The 16,812-nt window shown below is 66.6% G+C and carries 17 protein-coding genes; 7 read left to right on the plus strand and 10 right to left on the minus strand.

Translation table 11 applies throughout. The features are described from left to right. Window position 1: 1 nt before the first annotated feature. From IL252_RS10150 to IL252_RS10165, 4 genes are all read right to left on the minus strand, one after another. Window positions 2-265 (minus strand): cox cluster protein, encoded by a 264-nt coding sequence (locus IL252_RS10150; protein WP_208627909.1) that lies wholly within the window; start codon window positions 263-265, stop codon window positions 2-4. A gap of 183 nt (window positions 266-448) precedes the next feature. Beyond that, a complete protein-coding gene (gene ctaD, locus IL252_RS10155) occupies window positions 449-2,245 on the minus strand; it encodes a cytochrome c oxidase subunit I (protein ID WP_208627910.1) in 1,797 nt (598 codons plus the stop codon). Window positions 2,246-2,540: 295 nt separating this feature from the next. Further along, on the minus strand, window positions 2,541-2,786 hold the full coding sequence (locus tag IL252_RS10160) for a DUF6684 family protein (RefSeq protein ID WP_208627911.1): 246 nt from the start codon (window positions 2,784-2,786) through the stop codon (window positions 2,541-2,543). 49 nt (window positions 2,787-2,835) lie between these two features. Continuing rightward, on the minus strand, window positions 2,836-3,231 hold the full coding sequence (locus tag IL252_RS10165) for a hypothetical protein (protein ID WP_208627912.1): 396 nt from the start codon (window positions 3,229-3,231) through the stop codon (window positions 2,836-2,838). A 95-nt stretch (window positions 3,232-3,326) separates the two neighbouring features. Here IL252_RS10165 and IL252_RS10170 point away from each other — a divergent pair, with 95 nt between their 5' ends. After that, window positions 3,327-5,906 carry a hypothetical protein gene (locus IL252_RS10170; protein WP_208627913.1) on the plus strand — a complete coding sequence of 860 codons (2,580 nt, stop codon included), beginning with the start codon at window positions 3,327-3,329 and terminating at the stop codon, window positions 5,904-5,906. A gap of 70 nt (window positions 5,907-5,976) precedes the next feature. Here IL252_RS10170 and IL252_RS10175 read toward each other — a convergent pair whose 3' ends face one another. Continuing rightward, a complete protein-coding gene (locus IL252_RS10175; RefSeq protein WP_049940805.1) occupies window positions 5,977-6,282 on the minus strand; it encodes a hypothetical protein in 306 nt (101 codons plus the stop codon). Window positions 6,283-6,489: 207 nt separating this feature from the next. On the opposite strand from IL252_RS10175, the gene IL252_RS10180 reads away from it, so the two are divergent. From IL252_RS10180 to IL252_RS10190, 3 genes are read left to right on the plus strand one after another with little or no spacing between them, the layout of a single operon-like run. Next, window positions 6,490-7,884 (plus strand): adenylosuccinate synthase, encoded by a 1,395-nt coding sequence (locus IL252_RS10180; RefSeq protein WP_208627914.1) that lies wholly within the window; start codon window positions 6,490-6,492, stop codon window positions 7,882-7,884. Window positions 7,885-7,933: 49 nt separating this feature from the next. Beyond that, window positions 7,934-8,128: a methytransferase partner Trm112 gene (locus tag IL252_RS10185; RefSeq protein ID WP_049940806.1), complete on the plus strand. Its 195-nt coding sequence runs from the start codon at window positions 7,934-7,936 to the stop codon at window positions 8,126-8,128. Window positions 8,129-8,178: 50 nt separating this feature from the next. Continuing rightward, the gene (locus IL252_RS10190) at window positions 8,179-8,736 is read left to right on the plus strand and encodes a hypothetical protein (RefSeq protein ID WP_244257041.1); all 558 of its coding nucleotides are present in this window, start codon (window positions 8,179-8,181) and stop codon (window positions 8,734-8,736) included. A gap of 3 nt (window positions 8,737-8,739) precedes the next feature. Here the strand turns inward: IL252_RS10190 and IL252_RS10195 are convergent, their stop codons facing one another. Next, window positions 8,740-9,819 (minus strand): DR2241 family protein, encoded by a 1,080-nt coding sequence (locus tag IL252_RS10195; protein ID WP_208627915.1) that lies wholly within the window; start codon window positions 9,817-9,819, stop codon window positions 8,740-8,742. A 72-nt stretch (window positions 9,820-9,891) separates the two neighbouring features. Continuing rightward, window positions 9,892-10,767 carry a CbiX/SirB N-terminal domain-containing protein gene (locus IL252_RS10200; RefSeq protein WP_153553420.1) on the minus strand — a complete coding sequence of 292 codons (876 nt, stop codon included), beginning with the start codon at window positions 10,765-10,767 and terminating at the stop codon, window positions 9,892-9,894. A gap of 84 nt (window positions 10,768-10,851) precedes the next feature. Here IL252_RS10200 and IL252_RS10205 point away from each other — a divergent pair, with 84 nt between their 5' ends. From IL252_RS10205 to corA, 3 genes are all read left to right on the plus strand, one after another. Beyond that, window positions 10,852-11,328, plus strand: coding sequence for a hypothetical protein (locus tag IL252_RS10205; RefSeq protein ID WP_208627916.1), 477 nt, complete (start codon window positions 10,852-10,854; stop codon window positions 11,326-11,328). 53 nt (window positions 11,329-11,381) lie between these two features. Further along, the gene (gene cysS, locus IL252_RS10210; protein ID WP_208627917.1) at window positions 11,382-12,866 is read left to right on the plus strand and encodes a cysteine--tRNA ligase; all 1,485 of its coding nucleotides are present in this window, start codon (window positions 11,382-11,384) and stop codon (window positions 12,864-12,866) included. Window positions 12,867-13,067: 201 nt separating this feature from the next. Continuing rightward, window positions 13,068-14,051: a magnesium/cobalt transporter CorA gene (gene corA, locus IL252_RS10215; protein WP_208627918.1), complete on the plus strand. Its 984-nt coding sequence runs from the start codon at window positions 13,068-13,070 to the stop codon at window positions 14,049-14,051. Here the strand turns inward: corA and IL252_RS10220 are convergent. The 3 genes from IL252_RS10220 to IL252_RS10230 form a co-directional block, all read right to left on the minus strand. Further along, the gene (locus IL252_RS10220) at window positions 14,046-15,275 is read right to left on the minus strand and encodes a tripartite tricarboxylate transporter permease (RefSeq protein ID WP_208627919.1); all 1,230 of its coding nucleotides are present in this window, start codon (window positions 15,273-15,275) and stop codon (window positions 14,046-14,048) included. The two genes, corA and IL252_RS10220, sit on opposite strands and share 6 nt — an antisense overlap. Window positions 15,276-15,399: 124 nt before the next feature. Then, window positions 15,400-15,750: a 50S ribosomal protein P1 gene (rpl12p, locus tag IL252_RS10225; protein ID WP_170094169.1), complete on the minus strand. Its 351-nt coding sequence runs from the start codon at window positions 15,748-15,750 to the stop codon at window positions 15,400-15,402. A gap of 8 nt (window positions 15,751-15,758) precedes the next feature. Beyond that, window positions 15,759-16,811 carry a 50S ribosomal protein L10 gene (locus IL252_RS10230; RefSeq protein WP_208627920.1) on the minus strand — a complete coding sequence of 351 codons (1,053 nt, stop codon included), beginning with the start codon at window positions 16,809-16,811 and terminating at the stop codon, window positions 15,759-15,761. Window position 16,812: the final 1 nt, after the last annotated feature.

Here is a 16,812-nt window from a genome sequence, read left to right on the forward strand (position 1 = left end):
CCTACTCGTTTCTGGCGTCGTCGTCGAAGTTGTTCGCGACGTACACCACCAGCGCCAGCAACACGCCCAGGCCGGTCCCGATGGTCACCATCCCGAAGACGGCGACGCCGATCGGCGTCGGCGGCAGCGCGACGACGCCGAACAGCTCCGGTTCGAGCGTCTCGTCGGTCGCCCAGGCGAGTACGTACCCCATCACGCCCGTCAGCGCCACGATGATCAGGTAGAGTCTGACGACGAGTCGATCGCCACGCAGCGTGCCACTCACGCTTGCCACTCGGGAGCGAGTCGATTAGCCTTTTTCGCTCCAGTGCCAAGGGCCGCTATGGCCGAAAAAGACCTCCTCTTTCTCGTGCTCGCCGGGATCGCGTCGCTGATGTTCGTCACCGGGATCATCCTCATCTCGGGCGGCGTGTAGACGACCGGCGAATCGAAAAGACGACCGCTCGAACTACCGTTCGTCCGACTGCTCGCTGGGCTGTCCGCCGTCGGCCATCACGGCCTCGTCTTCCTCGCCGCCGTCGGCGAGGGCGGTCTCACGCTGTTCTTTGAACCAGCTGAACTCGTTGCCCAGCATGTCGTTCTCTTCGAGGTTCCACGGGTCGTGGCTCTGGACGCGGCGACCTTCGAGCCAGGAGGTCACGACGTTCCAGACGAACAGCAGCTGTCCGACCAGCAGGATGAACGCGCCCACGGTCGCCAGCTGGTGGAACGTCGTCACCTGTGCGAGCGGTGCGATGGCACCGTCGAAGTTGTAGGTCGCGTAGCGCCGTGGCATGCCGAGGTAACCAAGCGCCAGCATCGCGAAGAAGGTGACGTTCGTGCCGATCATCGAGAGCCAGAAGTGGGCTTTCCCGAGGGTACGCTGGTACATCCGCCCGGAGACGATCGGGAACCAGTAGTAGATGCCGGCGAAGACGGCGAAGCCGATCGCACCCATCACGATGTAGTGGAAGTGACCGACCACGTAGTAGGTGTCGTGGAGCACGAGGTCGACGGGGATCGACGCCAGAAAGACGCCGGTGACACCGCCGATGATGAAGTTCGAGACGAAGCCGATACAGAACAGCATCGGCGTCGTCAGGCGAAGCTGGCCGTTCCACATCGTCGTGATCCAGTTGAACGTCTTGACGGCGCTGGGGATCGCGATGGCCAACGAGACCGCCATGAAGGAGGCACGCAGCCGCGGGTCCATCCCGGTCGAGAACATGTGGTGGGCCCAGACGCCAAAGGAGAGCACGCCGATCGCCAGCGTCGAGTAGACGACGAACTTGAAGCCGAACAGCTTCCGGCCCGAGAACTTCGGGAGGATGTAGCTGACCAGTCCCATCGGCGGGAGCACGAGGATGTACACCTCGGGGTGGCCGAAGAACCAGAACAGGTGTTGCCACAGCATCGTCCCGCCGTTGCCGGTGGCGAAGAACGTCGTCGCGAGATTCCGGTCCAGCAGGAGCATGATCATCGCGCTGCCAAGCAGCGGGAAGGCAAAGAGGATCAGCCCCGACTGGGTGAGGACCGTCCAGCTGAAGATGTCGAGGTTGGCCCAGTTTACGCCGTCACCGCGCTCGGTGAAGATGGTCGCGATGAAGTTGATCGCACCCATCGTCGCCGCGACCCCAGAGAGGTGCAGGCCGAGCAACATCAGGTCGACGCCGGGGTTGGGCTGTTCGGCCGACAGCGGCGTGTACATCGTCCAGGCCGTCTGTGCGGGCTCGATCTCGTTGCCCGTCAGCGGCGCGGTGAAGAAGCCGGCCCAGATCAGGAGTGCGGCCGGCGGGAGCAACCAGAACGCGATCGCGTTGATCCGGGGGAACGCCATGTCGTCGGCCCCGATCAACAGCGGGACGAAGTAGTTCGCGAACGCCGCCAGGATCGGCGTCCCGAACAGGAACAGCATCGTGATCCCGTGGCTCGTCAGGATCGAGTTGTAGTAGCTGTTCCCGATGATGGTGCCACCGGGCAGCGTCAGCTGCACCCGGATCAGCACCGCCATGATGCCGCCGACGGCGAAGGCGATCACGGCGTAGACGCCGTAGAGGATCCCGATGTCTTTGTGGTCGACCGTCGTGAGCCACCGCACGAGCCCACCCGGTTTCTCTGCGTGTCCGTGTCCCGTCGCCTCGCCGTACCCCCCGCCGCCCGCGAGGGGTGTGTACGACCGCCAGTCCTCGGCTCGCGCGAGGGCCCCGACGATCACGACGAGGAGAACGGCCATGAGTCCGGTCAGTACTAACTGCTCTCCTGCCATGGGTGTGCCTCAGGTTTGGGGCATAATGAAAGGGTCGGTTCAACTTGAAAGGGCGACCGAACGCATTCGGAGTCGTCCGACGAGTCCGCCGGGGTCGGCACTCGTATCGGCGGCTGTCACCGCCCCAGACGATGCGCCGTTCCGGGCGGCGTCGGTCGTCACAGACGGACCGCTACGGTAGCTATCGAACGTCACTGCACATCCAATCATACGACGACAGTGCGATAAGTATCTCGATCGTCTGGATCGCTACTGTCGGAGTGACGCTACTGACGGGACGAGAACGGAGACGGCGCTATTCTGCGGACTCTTCGGTCTGCTGTTCGGCCCCTTCGATCGCTTTGCCCGTGTAGTACGAGAGAATCGCCAACCCCGCGAACATGGAGCCGATCAGCGCGAACTGCATCGTACTGAACACCGGATCGACGCCGAACGCCGGGACGACGGCGAAGGCCGCGATGAAAAAGAGGAGGATCCCCAGCGGGATCGCGTTGACGGTCAGATCCAGGAGCGTCTCTTTCTCGAAACCGAGCAGTGACATACCTGGTCGTTAGCGAACGGCGACTAATAGCTCTTTGATTTTCCGTCGGTCAGACCGTCGTCTGCTCGGCGACCGAGGCGACGCTTCCGGCCGCCGCGAGGATCACGCCGGCAGCCACGATAGCGACGCTGCGCGAGAGGAGCCCGTCCCGTCCGAAGTTCTCCAGCGTGACCGTCGCCAGTGGGACCTGCCAGACGACGAGTCCGAGTCCGATGACGGCGAGAACGCCACCGAAGCCGAGCAGCGTCGGCCACGGGCGGGACGTGTACCCCGACTCCGTCAGGATGCCGGCGATACTGCCACCGAACAACACCAGTCCGAACACTGCGACGGTAAACAGGCCCAGAAAGACCCCGACCTCCGAGACGACCAGTCCCAGAGCGACGAACAGCGGCCACGGGCTCGCTCGACCGTACTGATCGCTCAATCCCTGCTCCTCGTTCATACGCGCGCTTGCGGGCGAGGAAACATAGTCTCGTCGGAGTCGTCGTGCCAGACCGGGCGCAAAGTATTTGTCCCGCATGCGGCTTGTGGGTTATAATGAGTACACGCACGGTCGAGCAGATCGACTCGTGGGACACCGTGCCCTTCTCGGGTGGGTACGAGGGGCTCCACGAGCTGGCCGACTCGGAGTTTTCCGGCGTCGTCGTCGCCGGTCCGTCTCGGCTGTTCATGCTCAACGGCAACGTCGTCGGAATCCTCGACGGATCGATCGAGGACTTCGAGGACGCCGGTGGGACCGCACGGAAGGCACCGCATCACGGACTGCCGTTGCTGGCAGTCATGCAAGAGCGCTCCGACGAGGTCAGAGCGAAGTACTACACCGAGGACACGCCCATCGCCGAGGTCGACCAGACCCTCTCCAGTGGCGGCTTCACCGGCTTCGTCGAACTCTCCGAGAACGTCCTCTCGGGCGACTACTACCAGATCTACCACCAGGGGCGCTCGATGAGCGTCGCCTGGGTCGGCAACAGCGACCAGCTCGTGACCGAAGACGAGGCCTTCGAGCAGGCCAACGACGAAGTCGGGATCTACGAGGTCCGGCCGGTCGACATCGAGATCGTCGACGTGCCCGAACCGACGACACCCGAGCCGGCGTCGAGCGAGGAGACGGCCGGTGTCTCCGGCGAAGCGCCGGCCGACGAGCCGCCAGCGGACGAACCTACCTCCGAGCCGACTGCGTCTCCCGATCCGGACACCGCCGACGAGCCGGCAGCGTCGGGCGACGCCGCACCAGCGGACACGACCACCATAGGCGACGACGGTGGGGAGCCGGCGGGACACGGTGGGAACGCCCGATCGGATCCCGTCGCGAAGACTGGGACGGAGACGACACGGCGGCGCGAAGCGGACGCCGACGCTCGCGAGCAGACCGAATCGCGTACTTCAGAGCCGTCCTCGCCGACCGACGAACGGACGGACGCGGCTCCGGACTCGGCCGCGCCGTCCTCCGAGTCCCGAACGCCCGAGCAGTCGTCGCCGGACCGAACGCCGACCTCGGAGTCGCCCGACGGCCAACAACGTCCCCGTGACCGACGCCAGAGCGACCAGACGCCGGCCGGCGACAGATCCGAGGAGCCGACGCGACGCGAACAGGAGCCCCGGAACCAGCCCGCGACCGACCGGCCCGCGGGTGAGAACGCGACACGCACGTCCAGCGAACCCGTCGATCCCCAGCCGACCGACGGCGTCTCGGCGGAACCCGAGGCGGGCAGGCAGCCCGAACCGGTGGACCAGTCCGAGAGCGGTGCTAGCGTCGCTCCCGCGCCCAACGATCCGTCGGCCGCGGGTGCCGGCGACCTCGAAACCCGCTCGATCCCGTCGCTCGATCCGTCTCACTCTGGCACCGCGAGCGCAGCGACGGCCGCCGACGAGCCATCGAATCCGGCCCCGTCGGCTGGAGCGAACGGCGGTGTCGAGAGCGATCCGGAGCCCGAGCGCCGCCAGTCACGGCATCCCGGCGCACCGGCCGACCAGCAGTCGGCGACGGCTGAGTCGGAGCCGGACCGAAAGCGCGAACCCGAGCGCTCCGCCGAGGCGACCGAGCGCCGCCAGTCCCAGCCCAGAGACGAGCCCGAACGCCAGTCGAGGGGACGGGCCGACCAGCAGTCGACAGACGCTCCCGATCGCCAGCCCGCCCAGCCGACGAGCGAACCAGAACCCGAGCCGACGGACACGACAGAGCCCCACGCGGAGCGCGTCGCGGAACTCGAAGCGGCTCTCGAAGAGACCGAGGCCGAGCGCGACCAGCTCCAGTCCGAACTCGACACGCTCGCGAGCGAGCGGGACCGTCTCCAGTCCGAACTCGAAGAGGCTCGCACGGAGATCGAACGGCTCGAACAGCGGGTCGAAGAGCTGTCGGTCGAAGACGACGACGTGCCGGCCGCGGAGACGCGGCTGAGCCAGCGAGAGGCCATCGACCAGACGAACCTCTTCGTTCGCTACAACTCGAAGGGCGACGCGACGCTCGCGGCCGTCCACTCCGGGAACGCCGACCGATCTGCGGTCGACGACAACCTCCGACTGGAGTTTCACACGCAGTTCGACGCGGGGACGGCGGCGGTCGGCGACACGGAGTTCGAGACGTTCCTGCCCGAGAGCATCCAGTACCGCTTCGTCGACTGGCTCGTCAGGAACCTCCTCTACGAGATCCGCGACACCGGCAACCCCGAAGCGATGTCGGAGCTGTTCGACGCGCTGCCACAGATCGACAGGGCGGAACTCAACGGACAGATCGCCGTCGAGTACACGGAAGACGGCGAGCAACACCGGTCCCAGGAGCAGTTCGACGTGGTCGTGCGCGATCGGATGGGGAATCCGCTGATCGTCGCCAACATCAACGACTCCCGCGATCCGGCGACCGACGACATGATGACCGACCTGATCACGCGGGCCGAACGGGTCGGGTCCTCGAACGAGTCACTGGCCGGTGCCTTCCTCGTCACCGAGAGCTTCTTCGAACCGCCTGCGCTCGAAACGGCCGAAGAGGCGACTTCCAGCGGACTGTTGAGCCGCGACAAGCGAAAGAGCTTCGTCAATCTCTCGCGCAAGGACGGCTATCACCTCTGTCTGGTCGAGGCGCGCAACCAGGAGTTCCACCTCGCGGTCCCGGAACTGTAACTGACGGATCGAACGGCGATTCGATCCGGAGAACTGAACGCGGCGGTCCGATCCCCACCCGACTGGAGCGTCAGCCTTCGATCTCGGCGGCGTCTTCGATCTTCATGCCTTCGAGCTTGTCGATGATCTCGTCGACTTTCTCGTCGAGGTCGTCGACGAACTCGGAGGTCTGTTCGGTCGTGATGGCACCCTGGCTCGACGGCTCGATGAGGTTCTCCTCTTCGAGGACGCGCAGCGAGTACCGAACCTTGTGGTGCGGGTAGCCCGTCTCGTTGGACATCTTCACGATACCGATCGGTTCGTTCTCGATGACCATCCGCAGAACCTGCAGATGACGCTCCAGCATATCTACTTCCTTCTCAAGCCTGTCTATCATGGCAATTGTTAACTTGTGTTTGCAGGATTTAAAAGTTGCTGTCGTGGGGGGCCGTTTGCCGGTATATTTCGCCGATCTCCCCCCGCTGGCAGCGAGCTATCTTAGCGTACAGCGAATGTGTGCATAAAGCTGTCGTGGTGCGTGCGCACAGTCTCGTCGCGCGCGGTACCGTAATCTGTATACCCCGGTGGCTGAAAGTTGAGATTGATGACCGTAACCATCGTCGGCTCGCAGCTCGGCGACGAAGGGAAGGGCGGGATCGTCGACGTCTACGGCGACGCGGCGGACGTCGTCGTCCGCTATCAGGGCGGCGACAACGCCGGCCACACCGTCGTCGACGGCGACGAGGAGTACAAGCTCTCTCTCGTTCCGAGCGGAGCCATTCGCGGGAAGATCGGCGTTCTCGGGAACGGGTGCGTTGTCAACCCCGAGACGCTGTTCGACGAACTCGACGCGCTGCGCGAGCGCGGGATCGAACCCGACGTTCGCGTCGCCGCTCGTGCTCACGTTATTTTCCCCTACCACCGCGTTCTCGACGGAATCGAAGAAGACGCAAAGAGCGAGGAAGGCGATCTCGAAGCGGCGACGACCGGCCGCGGTATCGGTCCGACCTACGAGGACAAGGCGGGTCGACGGGGCGTTCGCGTCGGCGACCTACTCGATCCCGAGACGCTTCGGGCCCGACTGGAGTACGTCGTCCCCCAGAAGCGTGCCCTCGCAGCGGACGTGTTCGGCATCGAGACCGACGAGGCCTTCGAGGTCGAGCCGCTGTTCGAGCAGTACCGCGAGTACGGCCGCCGACTCGAAGCGGAAGGCATGGTCGTCAACGTCGGCTCGTTCCTCGACGACGCCATCGACGGCGGCCAGAACGTCATGCTCGAAGGCGCACAGGGCACTTCGATCGACATCGACCACGGGATCTATCCCTACGTCACCTCCTCGAACCCGACGGCCGGCGGGGCCTGTACCGGGACCGGCCTGGGTCCGACCACGGTCGGCCAGGGCGAAGTCATCGGGATCGTGAAAGCCTACCTCTCACGCGTCGGCACCGGCCCGCTCCCGACGGAGCTGGCCGGCGTCGAGGGCCACACCCCCGGCTACGAGGCCAGCGAGTCGCCGGATCTCTCGGCGGACATCGACCAGCCCCAGAGCGAAGAGGAACTGGCACACTACATCCGCGAGGAGGGTGGCGAGTACGGCACCGTCACCGGCCGCGCGCGCCGCGTCGGCTGGCTCGACATGCCCATGCTCCGTCACGCCGCGCGGGCCTCCGGGTTCACCGGAATCGTCGTCAACCACGTCGACACGCTCGCGGGACTGGACGAGATCCGGGTCGGCCACTCCTACACGCTCGACGGCGACGAACTGCTCTCGATGCCCCCGACGACCGAACGGTGGGGCGAGTGTGCGGTCAACTACCGGACCTTCGAGGGGTGGGACGAGCAGGACTGGGCCGCGGTCGCCGACGAGGGCTACGACGCGCTCCCGGAGACGGCCCGGACCTACCTGGAGTACGTCAGCGACGAACTCGACGTTCCGATCTACGCGGTCGGCGTCGGTCCCGGCCGCGAGGAGACGATCGTCTGCGAACGACCGTTCTAGACCGTCGACACCCGGCACGTTTTTCACAGCGCCGACCGGAGACGGGTGTATGAAGGAGGATCTGATGGACATCATCTGCTGTCCGCTCGACAAGCACGAGCTCGACCTCGAAGTCGACGAGCGCGACGACGAGGAAGTGCTCGCCGGCTCGCTGGTCTGTACGGAGTGTGGCGAGAGCTACCCGATCGAAGACGGGATCCCGAATCTCCTCCCGCCGGACATGCGCGAGGACGCGCCGGCCTGATGGCTGTCACTACATGAACCTTTTTCTGCCGGCGTCGCCCACTCTCTGGCGTGCCTGATACGTTACCCGTGCACGTCAACAGGGCGTCGTTGCACTCGCTCGAAGTCGCCGACCGCTTCGAGACCGACGACTCCTTCGAGATCCTGTTGATCAACCACGGCGAGCCGACCCACATTCACCTGCACTTAGACGACGCCCTCTCGGAACTGGCCTCGATCGAAGCGCCGAACCACCACGTCGAGCGCGAGTCCGAGCGGCGGGTTCGGGCCACCGTCCACAGCCACGGCTCGACGTTCGGCAAGCTCAAGATCGCTACCAGCTACGGGGCCGAGACTCGCTACGTCGACGTCGACATCGACGAGCCAATCGAGACCGAGGAGCCGGTCCAGGTCGACGAGTCGCTGTCCAAGCCCCAGCCCCGGTCGGACGGGCGCGACGACACGACCGGCGTGAACGCGGTTCCGTGGCCGTTGCTGGCTCTCGGGCTCGTCGCCGTCGCGCTGGCGCTGGCGGTCGCAGCCTGGGTCGGTGGGACGGCCGCCTGGCTCGGGGCGTTCGTCGTCCTCGCGGCCGTCGCCGTCGCGACCGCGCTCGCAGTCGGCGAGTGACGATCACTCCGCGTCGGTTTCGACGCCACCGAGGTTCCCCTCGTCGTCGAACAGCTTCGCCCGCAGGAATCGTGTCCGGTAGCGATTGGCTCCGTCGTACACGTCGGCCTCTCTGATCGCTTCGGTCTCGCCGTCGGCCACCGCCTCGACGATCCGCTCGACCTGTTCTTTCTCGCTCGGGGTGAGCTCGAACTCGTAGGTCTGGGACTGTTCGCCTTCTAGCTTCGTCCAGCGGCGCGCGGCCGAAATCACCAGCGAGCACGGTTCGCGACACGGGAACTCGCCGTCACCGCCGTCGACGTCGAGTTCGGTCTCGTCGTCGTACTCCCACTCCCGACGCTTCAGACACTGCGAGTCGTCACAGCAGGCCTCGGCGACCCAGTTGACGTGTTCGTACCCTTCGCCGCGGTCCCAGGTCTGGACCACGCCGTAGATCCCGCTCTGGCGCTCCATCGTCTCGCGCCAGTGGTTGACGTCGAGGTCGCCGGTCCGCTCGCGGTGCCAGTTGGCCACCGTCGCGGGGTAGACGAACTCGACGGTCTGGACGAGATCGGCAGGACCGAGATCGACGAACTGCCAGCCGGTCTGCAGTGTCGGAGCCGTCTTCAGCGGACGGTACTTGCCGTCGTCGTCGTGCTTGACGAGCGTTCGAGCGTCGAGCGGGTCGTCGTGGCGTTCGAGCGTCGCGTCCGTGGGCGTGTCGTCGACGTGACGGATGTCGTAGCGCCGATTGCCGTCGTCGACGCGGGCCGTGATCTGTAGCTGTCCCCAGCTCTCGGTCACCCCGTCTGCGAGCGCGTCGTAGCGTTCTGGCACCGTGCGTTCTTCGGCCCCCTCGATCCACCGGAGGAACGCCCATCGGTCTTCTTTCTGTGGAGCGCTCGTGTGCCAGAAGTACCAGTTCGAGACGTACGCAGGGTACTCTGTCGCGACGCGGCGGAGGTCCTCGTCGGTCTCGACCGTGTGACTGTCGCCGTCGACCGCGACGACGTAACCGCCGTCGTCCGGTTCCACGACGAGTCCGTCGAACGCGATGCCGTCGGCTGCCGTCGTCACCAGTGCGTCCAAGTGGGCACCCTGCATGGTCGACCGGAAGGATTCTGTCGAGAAAAGTGGGGCGGTTCAGTGGGGCGTCTCGCCCTCAGTACTCGGGGATCAGTCGCCGCTGGCCTCTGCCCCGCCGGTCTCGGATTTCACCCGCTGGATCGCGTCGCCCACGTCCGCGCCCGCGTCGGCCGCCCGTTCGAGCAACACGTCGGCCATCAGGGGCTCGGTCCCGACGGCACCGGAGTACCAGATGTCGTGGCCGTCGACCGTCGTGGGCACGTCGTAGCCGGTCCGGTAGTCGTCGGTCAGCCCCATGTCCTCGGGGATGTCCTCCTCGGTGTGGTAGCCGTCGGCGACGAACAGCGGGACGACGACGATGTCGTCGCTCTCGAAGTACTCCGTCACGTCGTCGATCTCGGGGTCCTCGTCCATGAACAGCGCCTGCACCTCGTCGAAGCGGTCGCGCTCCCCGATGCGGTCGGCGTGGTACTCGATGGCCTTCGCGGAGTTCTCGTTGCGCTCCGTGCCGTGACCGACGACCGCGAGCCCGAAGCCGTCGCCGACATCCGGGTCGCCGGTGACCGACTGGGCTCGCTGGACGATCACGTCGCTCATCGCGTCGTGGGTCCCGGCGGGACCACAGTAGTGGATCGTCTGCCCGGTGTCTTCGGCCGTCAGCGTCGCCGTGTCGGCGCTGGTACCGTCCGAGTCCCACAGCGCCGGGTCCCACTCGTCGAGGCGGAACTCGCGGGGAATCACCTGCTCGGTGAAGTACCCCTCACTGATGAAGAGCGGCACGAGATAGACCTCGTCGGCGTCGACGGTCCGCAACACTTCCCTGAAGTGTGGCTCTTCCTTCCAGAAGCTCTCGCGGACCTCGTCGAAGGCGCTCACCGCGCGGATCGTGTCCGCGTGGTCGAACGTCGGCGTCGATGACCCGGCGCTGAGATGCGATCCGTGGGCCGCGATGACGAGCGCTTGCATGACCAGTTCTTGGGGAGAGACGTTCTTAGGGGCTTCGTTGCCGGAACCAGTGACGCTTTTCCGGGGCCGACGGAACGGTCCGCCATGGCATCACTCGCAGCGCGAACGCGAGAGGCCGTCCGTGCGAGACCGTTCCTCTACGACGCGCTCCGGGCCGGCGTGGTCAACTACACCGCCGCCGCCCGCTGGCTGCCCGTCGAGGGCGAGACCGACGCCGTCGCGACGGCACTGCGTCGCTACGCCGAGGAACTGGACGGCGACGCCGGCCTCGAATCCGACGCGCGCGTCGAGATGCGAAGCGGCCTCGGTCGGACCGACGACGAGGACGCTCTGATCACGGTCGCCGACGCCGCGTACGCCTCCGACAGTGGCTCACTGACTGGACTCGTCGTCGCCGGTCTTACCGGCATCGACACGTTCGAGCGGGTGCTCGGCGCACTCAGAGCCGAGGGGATCGGCGTCGACGCCGCGGGATTCGCCGAGGAGACGGCGCTGGTGATAGTCGGCCGCCGTGACGGCCCCGACGCAGTGCGGGCCGTCGAGGGGACGCTGGACGCGTGAGCGTGGCAGCACATCCGACGCTTTGAAATCGCCGCCTCGTCTGGTACTCGACGATGACGCTTCGCGTGACCAACACGCTCACCGGCGAGCGAGAGGCGTTCGAGCCACAGGATCCCGACTCCGTCTTGCTCTACTACTGTGGCCTGACGACCTCCGATCCCGCTCATCTGGGACACGCCCGCGGGTGGGTCCACGTCGACGTGATGCATCGCTGGCTGGCGCACCTGGGCTACGACGTGCGTCACGTCGAGAACTTCACCGACGTCAACGAGAAGATCGTCGCTCGCGTGGGCGAGGACGGCGAGAGCGAGGCCGACGTGGCCCGCCACTACGTCCAGTCGGTGATCGACGACATGCGCGCGCTCAACCTCCGGCGCGCGGAGGTGTACCCGCGCGTCTCCGAACACGTCCCCGAGATCGTCGCGATGGTCGAGACGCTGATCGAGAAGGGCTACGCCTACGAGGCCAACGGCTCGGTGTACTTCGACGTGACGACCTTCGAGGAGTACGGGAAACTCTCGAACCAGCAACTCGACGAGATCGAAGCCCAGGGCGACCCGGACGAGCAAACCGAGAAGCGAAACCCCGCGGACTTCGCGCTGTGGAAGGCCGGCGGCGTCGATCCGGCGGCGATCGAAGAGCACCAGCACGAGGGAGCGTCGCCCCCCGAAGCGGCCTGTGAGACCGCCCAGACCTGGGACGCCCCGTGGAGCGAGGGCCGACCCGGCTGGCACATCGAGTGCTCGGCGATGAGCACGACCCACCTCGGAGAGACCATCGACATCCACGTCGGCGGTCAGGACCTCGTCTTCCCGCACCACGAAAACGAGATCGCACAGAGCGAGGCCGCGACCGGCCAGCAGTTCGCGCGTCACTGGCTCCACGTCCGCCTCTTGGAGACCAAAGGCGAGAAGATGTCCTCGTCGCTGGGCAACTTCTTCACCGTCGAGGCGGCCGTCGACGAGTACGGGACGGACGTGGTCCGGACGTTCCTGCTGTCGACGGCCTACCACAACAGCGCCGTCTACAGCGAGGCGACGATCGACGAGGCCATCGAGCGCTGGGAGACGCTCGAACGAGGCTACGAACGGGCGGTACGGGCGTGTGACGACGCGGACGCGTACGCGACGGTCGAAGACGACACGCTCCGGACGGCCGTCACCACCGCCCGCGAGCACTTCGAGACGGCGATGAACGACGACTTCAACACCCGCGAGGCGCTCGCGGCGCTGACCGAACTTGTCGGTGCCGTCAACGTCCACGTCGACGAACGGTCGTCGTTCGACTACCGGGCGCTGCGTGAGGCCGTCGAAACGATCGAGGAACTGGGCGGTGGCGTCCTCGGGCTCTCGTTCGGTGGCTCCGAGGGCGGCGACGTGTCGGTCGCCGAGGATCTCGTCGAACTCCTGCTGGACGTGCGCGAGGCCGAGCGAGCCGCCGGCAACTACGAGCGGGCGGACGAACTTCGTGACGAAATCGAGTCTCTCGGCGTCGAAGTACAGGACACCGACGACGGCCCGACCTACCGACTCGGATAGCTAGCCACCTGCGAGCGTGCCCGTCCGCTCACCACCGCCAGCGCCTCGGTGACCAGCGAGAACGCTTTTGTCGATCGCCGGTGTGGACCGTCGTATGACATCGTCAGCGAGGACCCGCTCGCCGGCTCCCGCTGCCCGGTCCGAGACGATCCCGGCCGACGAGAGCCCTCGCTCGTCCGACTCTCGGGGAGGGTCCGTGCCGTGATCGACGCGTTCGTCTTCGGCGACGACGGGATCAGCCGGTACGACGAACTCGCGGCGGCACGCGACGCCGAGGGCACGACCTGGGTCCACGCACCCGAGGTCACCGACGCGGAGCTGGACGCCATCGCCGAGACGTTCGCCATCCACCCGCTCACCGTCGAGGACCTCCGGAACGGCGTTCGCGCCAAGACGGAGACGTTCCCGGAGTACACCTTCGTCTTGCTGAAGACGATCACGCTGGCCGGCGGTGCGACGACGTTCGCCGAAGAGCTCTCGACGACGCCGATCGGACTGTTCGTCGGCCACGACTGGGTCGTCTCCGTCTCGCCGGGTGCTGCGTCGCCCGTCGATCGGGTCCGACACGCGGTCGAACGCGATGACGAGCGACTGCTCCAGCACGGAGCCGACTTCACCGCATACCGCGTCATCGAAGTAGTTGTCGACGACTACTTCGAGGTGCTGGACCGCGTCGAGGACCTCATCGAGGCGATCGAAGACGAAGTGATCGACTCGCCCGATCGAGAGACGCTCGAACGGATCAACGCAGTTCGGCGCGACCTGCTCTCCTTCCGGAAACAGGTCTGGCCGGCCCGAGAGGCCGTCGGCGTCCTCGCGCGGGGCGATCCTGCACAGGTCCAGCCACAGACCGAGAAGTACTTTCGGGACGTGTACGACCACCTCGTCCAGCTCGCCGACCTCACCGAGACGTACCGGGACCTCGTCTCGGGCGCACGGGACATCTACCTCAACGCGCTCTCGCAGTCGACCAACGAGGTGATGAAGACGCTGACCGTCGTCGCGACGATCTTCATCCCGCTGACGTTCGTCGCTGGCGTCTACGGGATGAACTTCGATCCGGCCGCGAGCCCCTACAACATGCCCGAACTGGGGTGGGCCTACGGCTACCCGGCGGTCCTCGTCGTGATGGCGCTGATCGGCGTCGCGATGCTGGCGTACTTTCGCCGACAGGACTACTTATAGCGCCAGGGGGACGAGCAGGACGCCCATCAGATTCGCCCGCCGTGCGCCACAGCGGGCCGGGACGAGCCCGATTACGGTGCCGGCAGCCAGCGACGCCACGCCGATGGGGCCGGCGAACAACCACCCGAGGCCGACGAGCGAGACCAGCACGGCGACGGCGAGTCGCGTCGTATCCAGCGTCCCCACGACGGCGAGGTAGCGATCGCCCACCAGCGGGACCAGCACGAACCCGGCGGTCGCGGCGACGGTCACGCTGACGAGCAGGAGGCCGAGGGCCAGAGGCGCGTCAGTCTGCTCGAAGGCGACGAGCACACCCGTCCGTGGCGTTTCGAGGGCGACGAGTGCGAACAGCGCGAAGACCGCGGTCGCCGTGTTGACGCCGCTGGTCGCGACCACGAACTCTCTGGGTCCCGACCCCGACAGCGCGGCGAGGGCACCAGTCGCGGCGATGGCCGCAGTCACGCCGGGGACGTAGCCGACGATCGCTCCGGCGACGGTCCCAGTCAGTGCGACGACGCCGATCGACCGCCGGGAGAGTGCCACGGTCGCGTCGTCCTGTGGGGGCACGCCGTCGCCGCCGATGCTCTCGATCAGCACCGGCGCGCCGAACAGCCCCGCGAACAGCGGCATCAACATGCTCCCGACCGCGACCGGACCGTCCGGTTCGATCGGCAGTACGACGACACCGAGGACACCGCTGCCGACCAGCGCGACGCCGGCACCGATCCGCGGCCAGCGTCCGCGCTCGGTGACCACCAGGGCCACCCCGACGAGGGCGAGCAGCGGGCCGAGATGTGTGCGGACTGTCGGGTACAGGCGCGTCATCGCCAGCGTGATCGGGACCGCCAGCGGGACGGCCAGCGCCACCGCGAGCCCGCTACCAAGCGCCGACAGCCGGAGCGCTTCCCGTCCCCGACCGGCGATCACGAGGCGGTGGCTCGGGAGCGCGCTCGCGGCCATCGCCGGATCGGGCACGCCAAGCGCCATCGCCGGCACCACGTCGAGGAAGGTGTGGGTCGTCCCGGCGGCCAGCATCGCCGCACCGACGAGCCGTGGCGGTCCCGGGACCGCAGGCGCGACGGTCGCCAGTCCAAGCGCGAACGTGTTGGCGTGGATGCCCGGCACGAGCCCGCTGACCGTTCCCAGCGCGATCCCACCGGCGATCGCCGCCAGTGTCGCCACCGTCAGCTCTGGGTCGACGACGAACTGTACCGGTCCGGTCACTGCGACGGGCTGGTCCCGCCCTCGCAGATAAACCTGTGGCGTCGCTACCCGGCCAATCACGGAGGCGGCGCTGTCGCTCTCGGATCCGTGTCGAAAGAATCGAAGTGTTGGTGCTGTGGCCGAATTAGCCGAACAGCTCGCCGAGGCCTTCGCCGCCGTCGCCCTCGTCTTCGTCGTCGTCGTCGCCGGCTTCTTCCTCTGTGGCCTCTTCTTCTGCGGCCTCTTCCTCGGCACCAGCGTCTTCCTCGGCACCGCCCTCGGCGGCCGGCGCGGCAGCGCCGCCGGCTGCGACGGGTGCGGCGGCGGCCTCGTCGACGGCCTCGTCGATGTCGACGTCCTCGAGTGCGGCGACGAGCGCCTTCACGCGGGACTCTTCGACGTCGACGCCAGCGGCGTCGAGCACGTCAGTGAGGTTGTCTTCGTTGATCTCTGCGCCCGATTCGTTCAGGATGAGTGCAGCGTAAACGTATTCCATTGTTGTAATTAGAACATTGCTCCGAGTGCGTCACCAGCGTCCTCGTCGTCGTCATCGTCGTCGTCGTCCTCGGCCGCTTCGGCCTCGGTGTCGTCGCTGGTGTCCTCGGTTTCAGTGTCGGCTTCGTCTTCGTCGGTCGATGCTTCTGTGGCTGCCGGCTGGGCGTCGACGCCCTGGAGCTCTTCCGGCAGCGCTTCTTCGTCGTCGATCTGGGCAGCGATCGCACGGACCTGTGCGTCGGCCTTGCTGACCAGATCCGGCACGACCTCGGGGTCCTCGATCGACGCGAACACCGCGAGGCTCTTGGCGTCGCCGCGTGCGTTCTGCAGCAGCGTCGACGCGTTCTGCGTGGTCGGGTACTCGGCGTTGACCGAGAGGTTCCACCCGGCCGATGCGGCGGCCTTGATGTCTGCCTCGTACTCTTCGACGTCGAGTTCGAGCTCCTCGGGTTCGAACAGCACGCCGTCGGCGAAGACGGCCCGCAGGTCGAGCCCGACTTCCTTGGGCTCGATCCCGAGTTCGCCGAGGACGTTCTCGAGGTCCGTCGAGACCTCCTCGCCCGCTTCCAGCACGGTCGAGTCCTCGACGACCTTGATCGAACCGCCGTCGATGCGCGCGTTGGCACCGACGTTCTGGAGTTCGCCGACGAACGGCCCCGGATCCACGCCCGTGTCACCCTCGGGGATGACGATGTCGTTGGGCGCGACCTCGCCCGCACTGATCGGCGCGGGCGTCTTCGAGGCTTCCAGTTCCTTGTACAGCCCGAAGGGGTTGTCGTTCGTTCCGATCAGACCGACCTGACCGGCGACGTAGTCGCCGAGCTGTTCGAGGCCGGCGTCGACCTCGTCGAGTGCACGCTCCAGCAGCGTGTTGCGCGAGACGCGCAGTTCTGCGGTCCCGTGCAGGCCACGGCGCATGTCCTGGAGCTGGCGCGAGGGGATGCCGGTGATCGCGACGACCCCGATGCTGTCGTAGGACTCGATCATCTCGACGATCGAGTCGACTTCTTCGCGCTTCCACTCGGGGATCGTCTCGGTCTTTCGTTCTGCTTCGGCGCTCATG

It is taken from the genome of Halomicrobium sp. IBSBa (assembly GCF_017612575.1).
GTDB lineage: Archaea > Halobacteriota > Halobacteria > Halobacteriales > Haloarculaceae > Halomicrobium.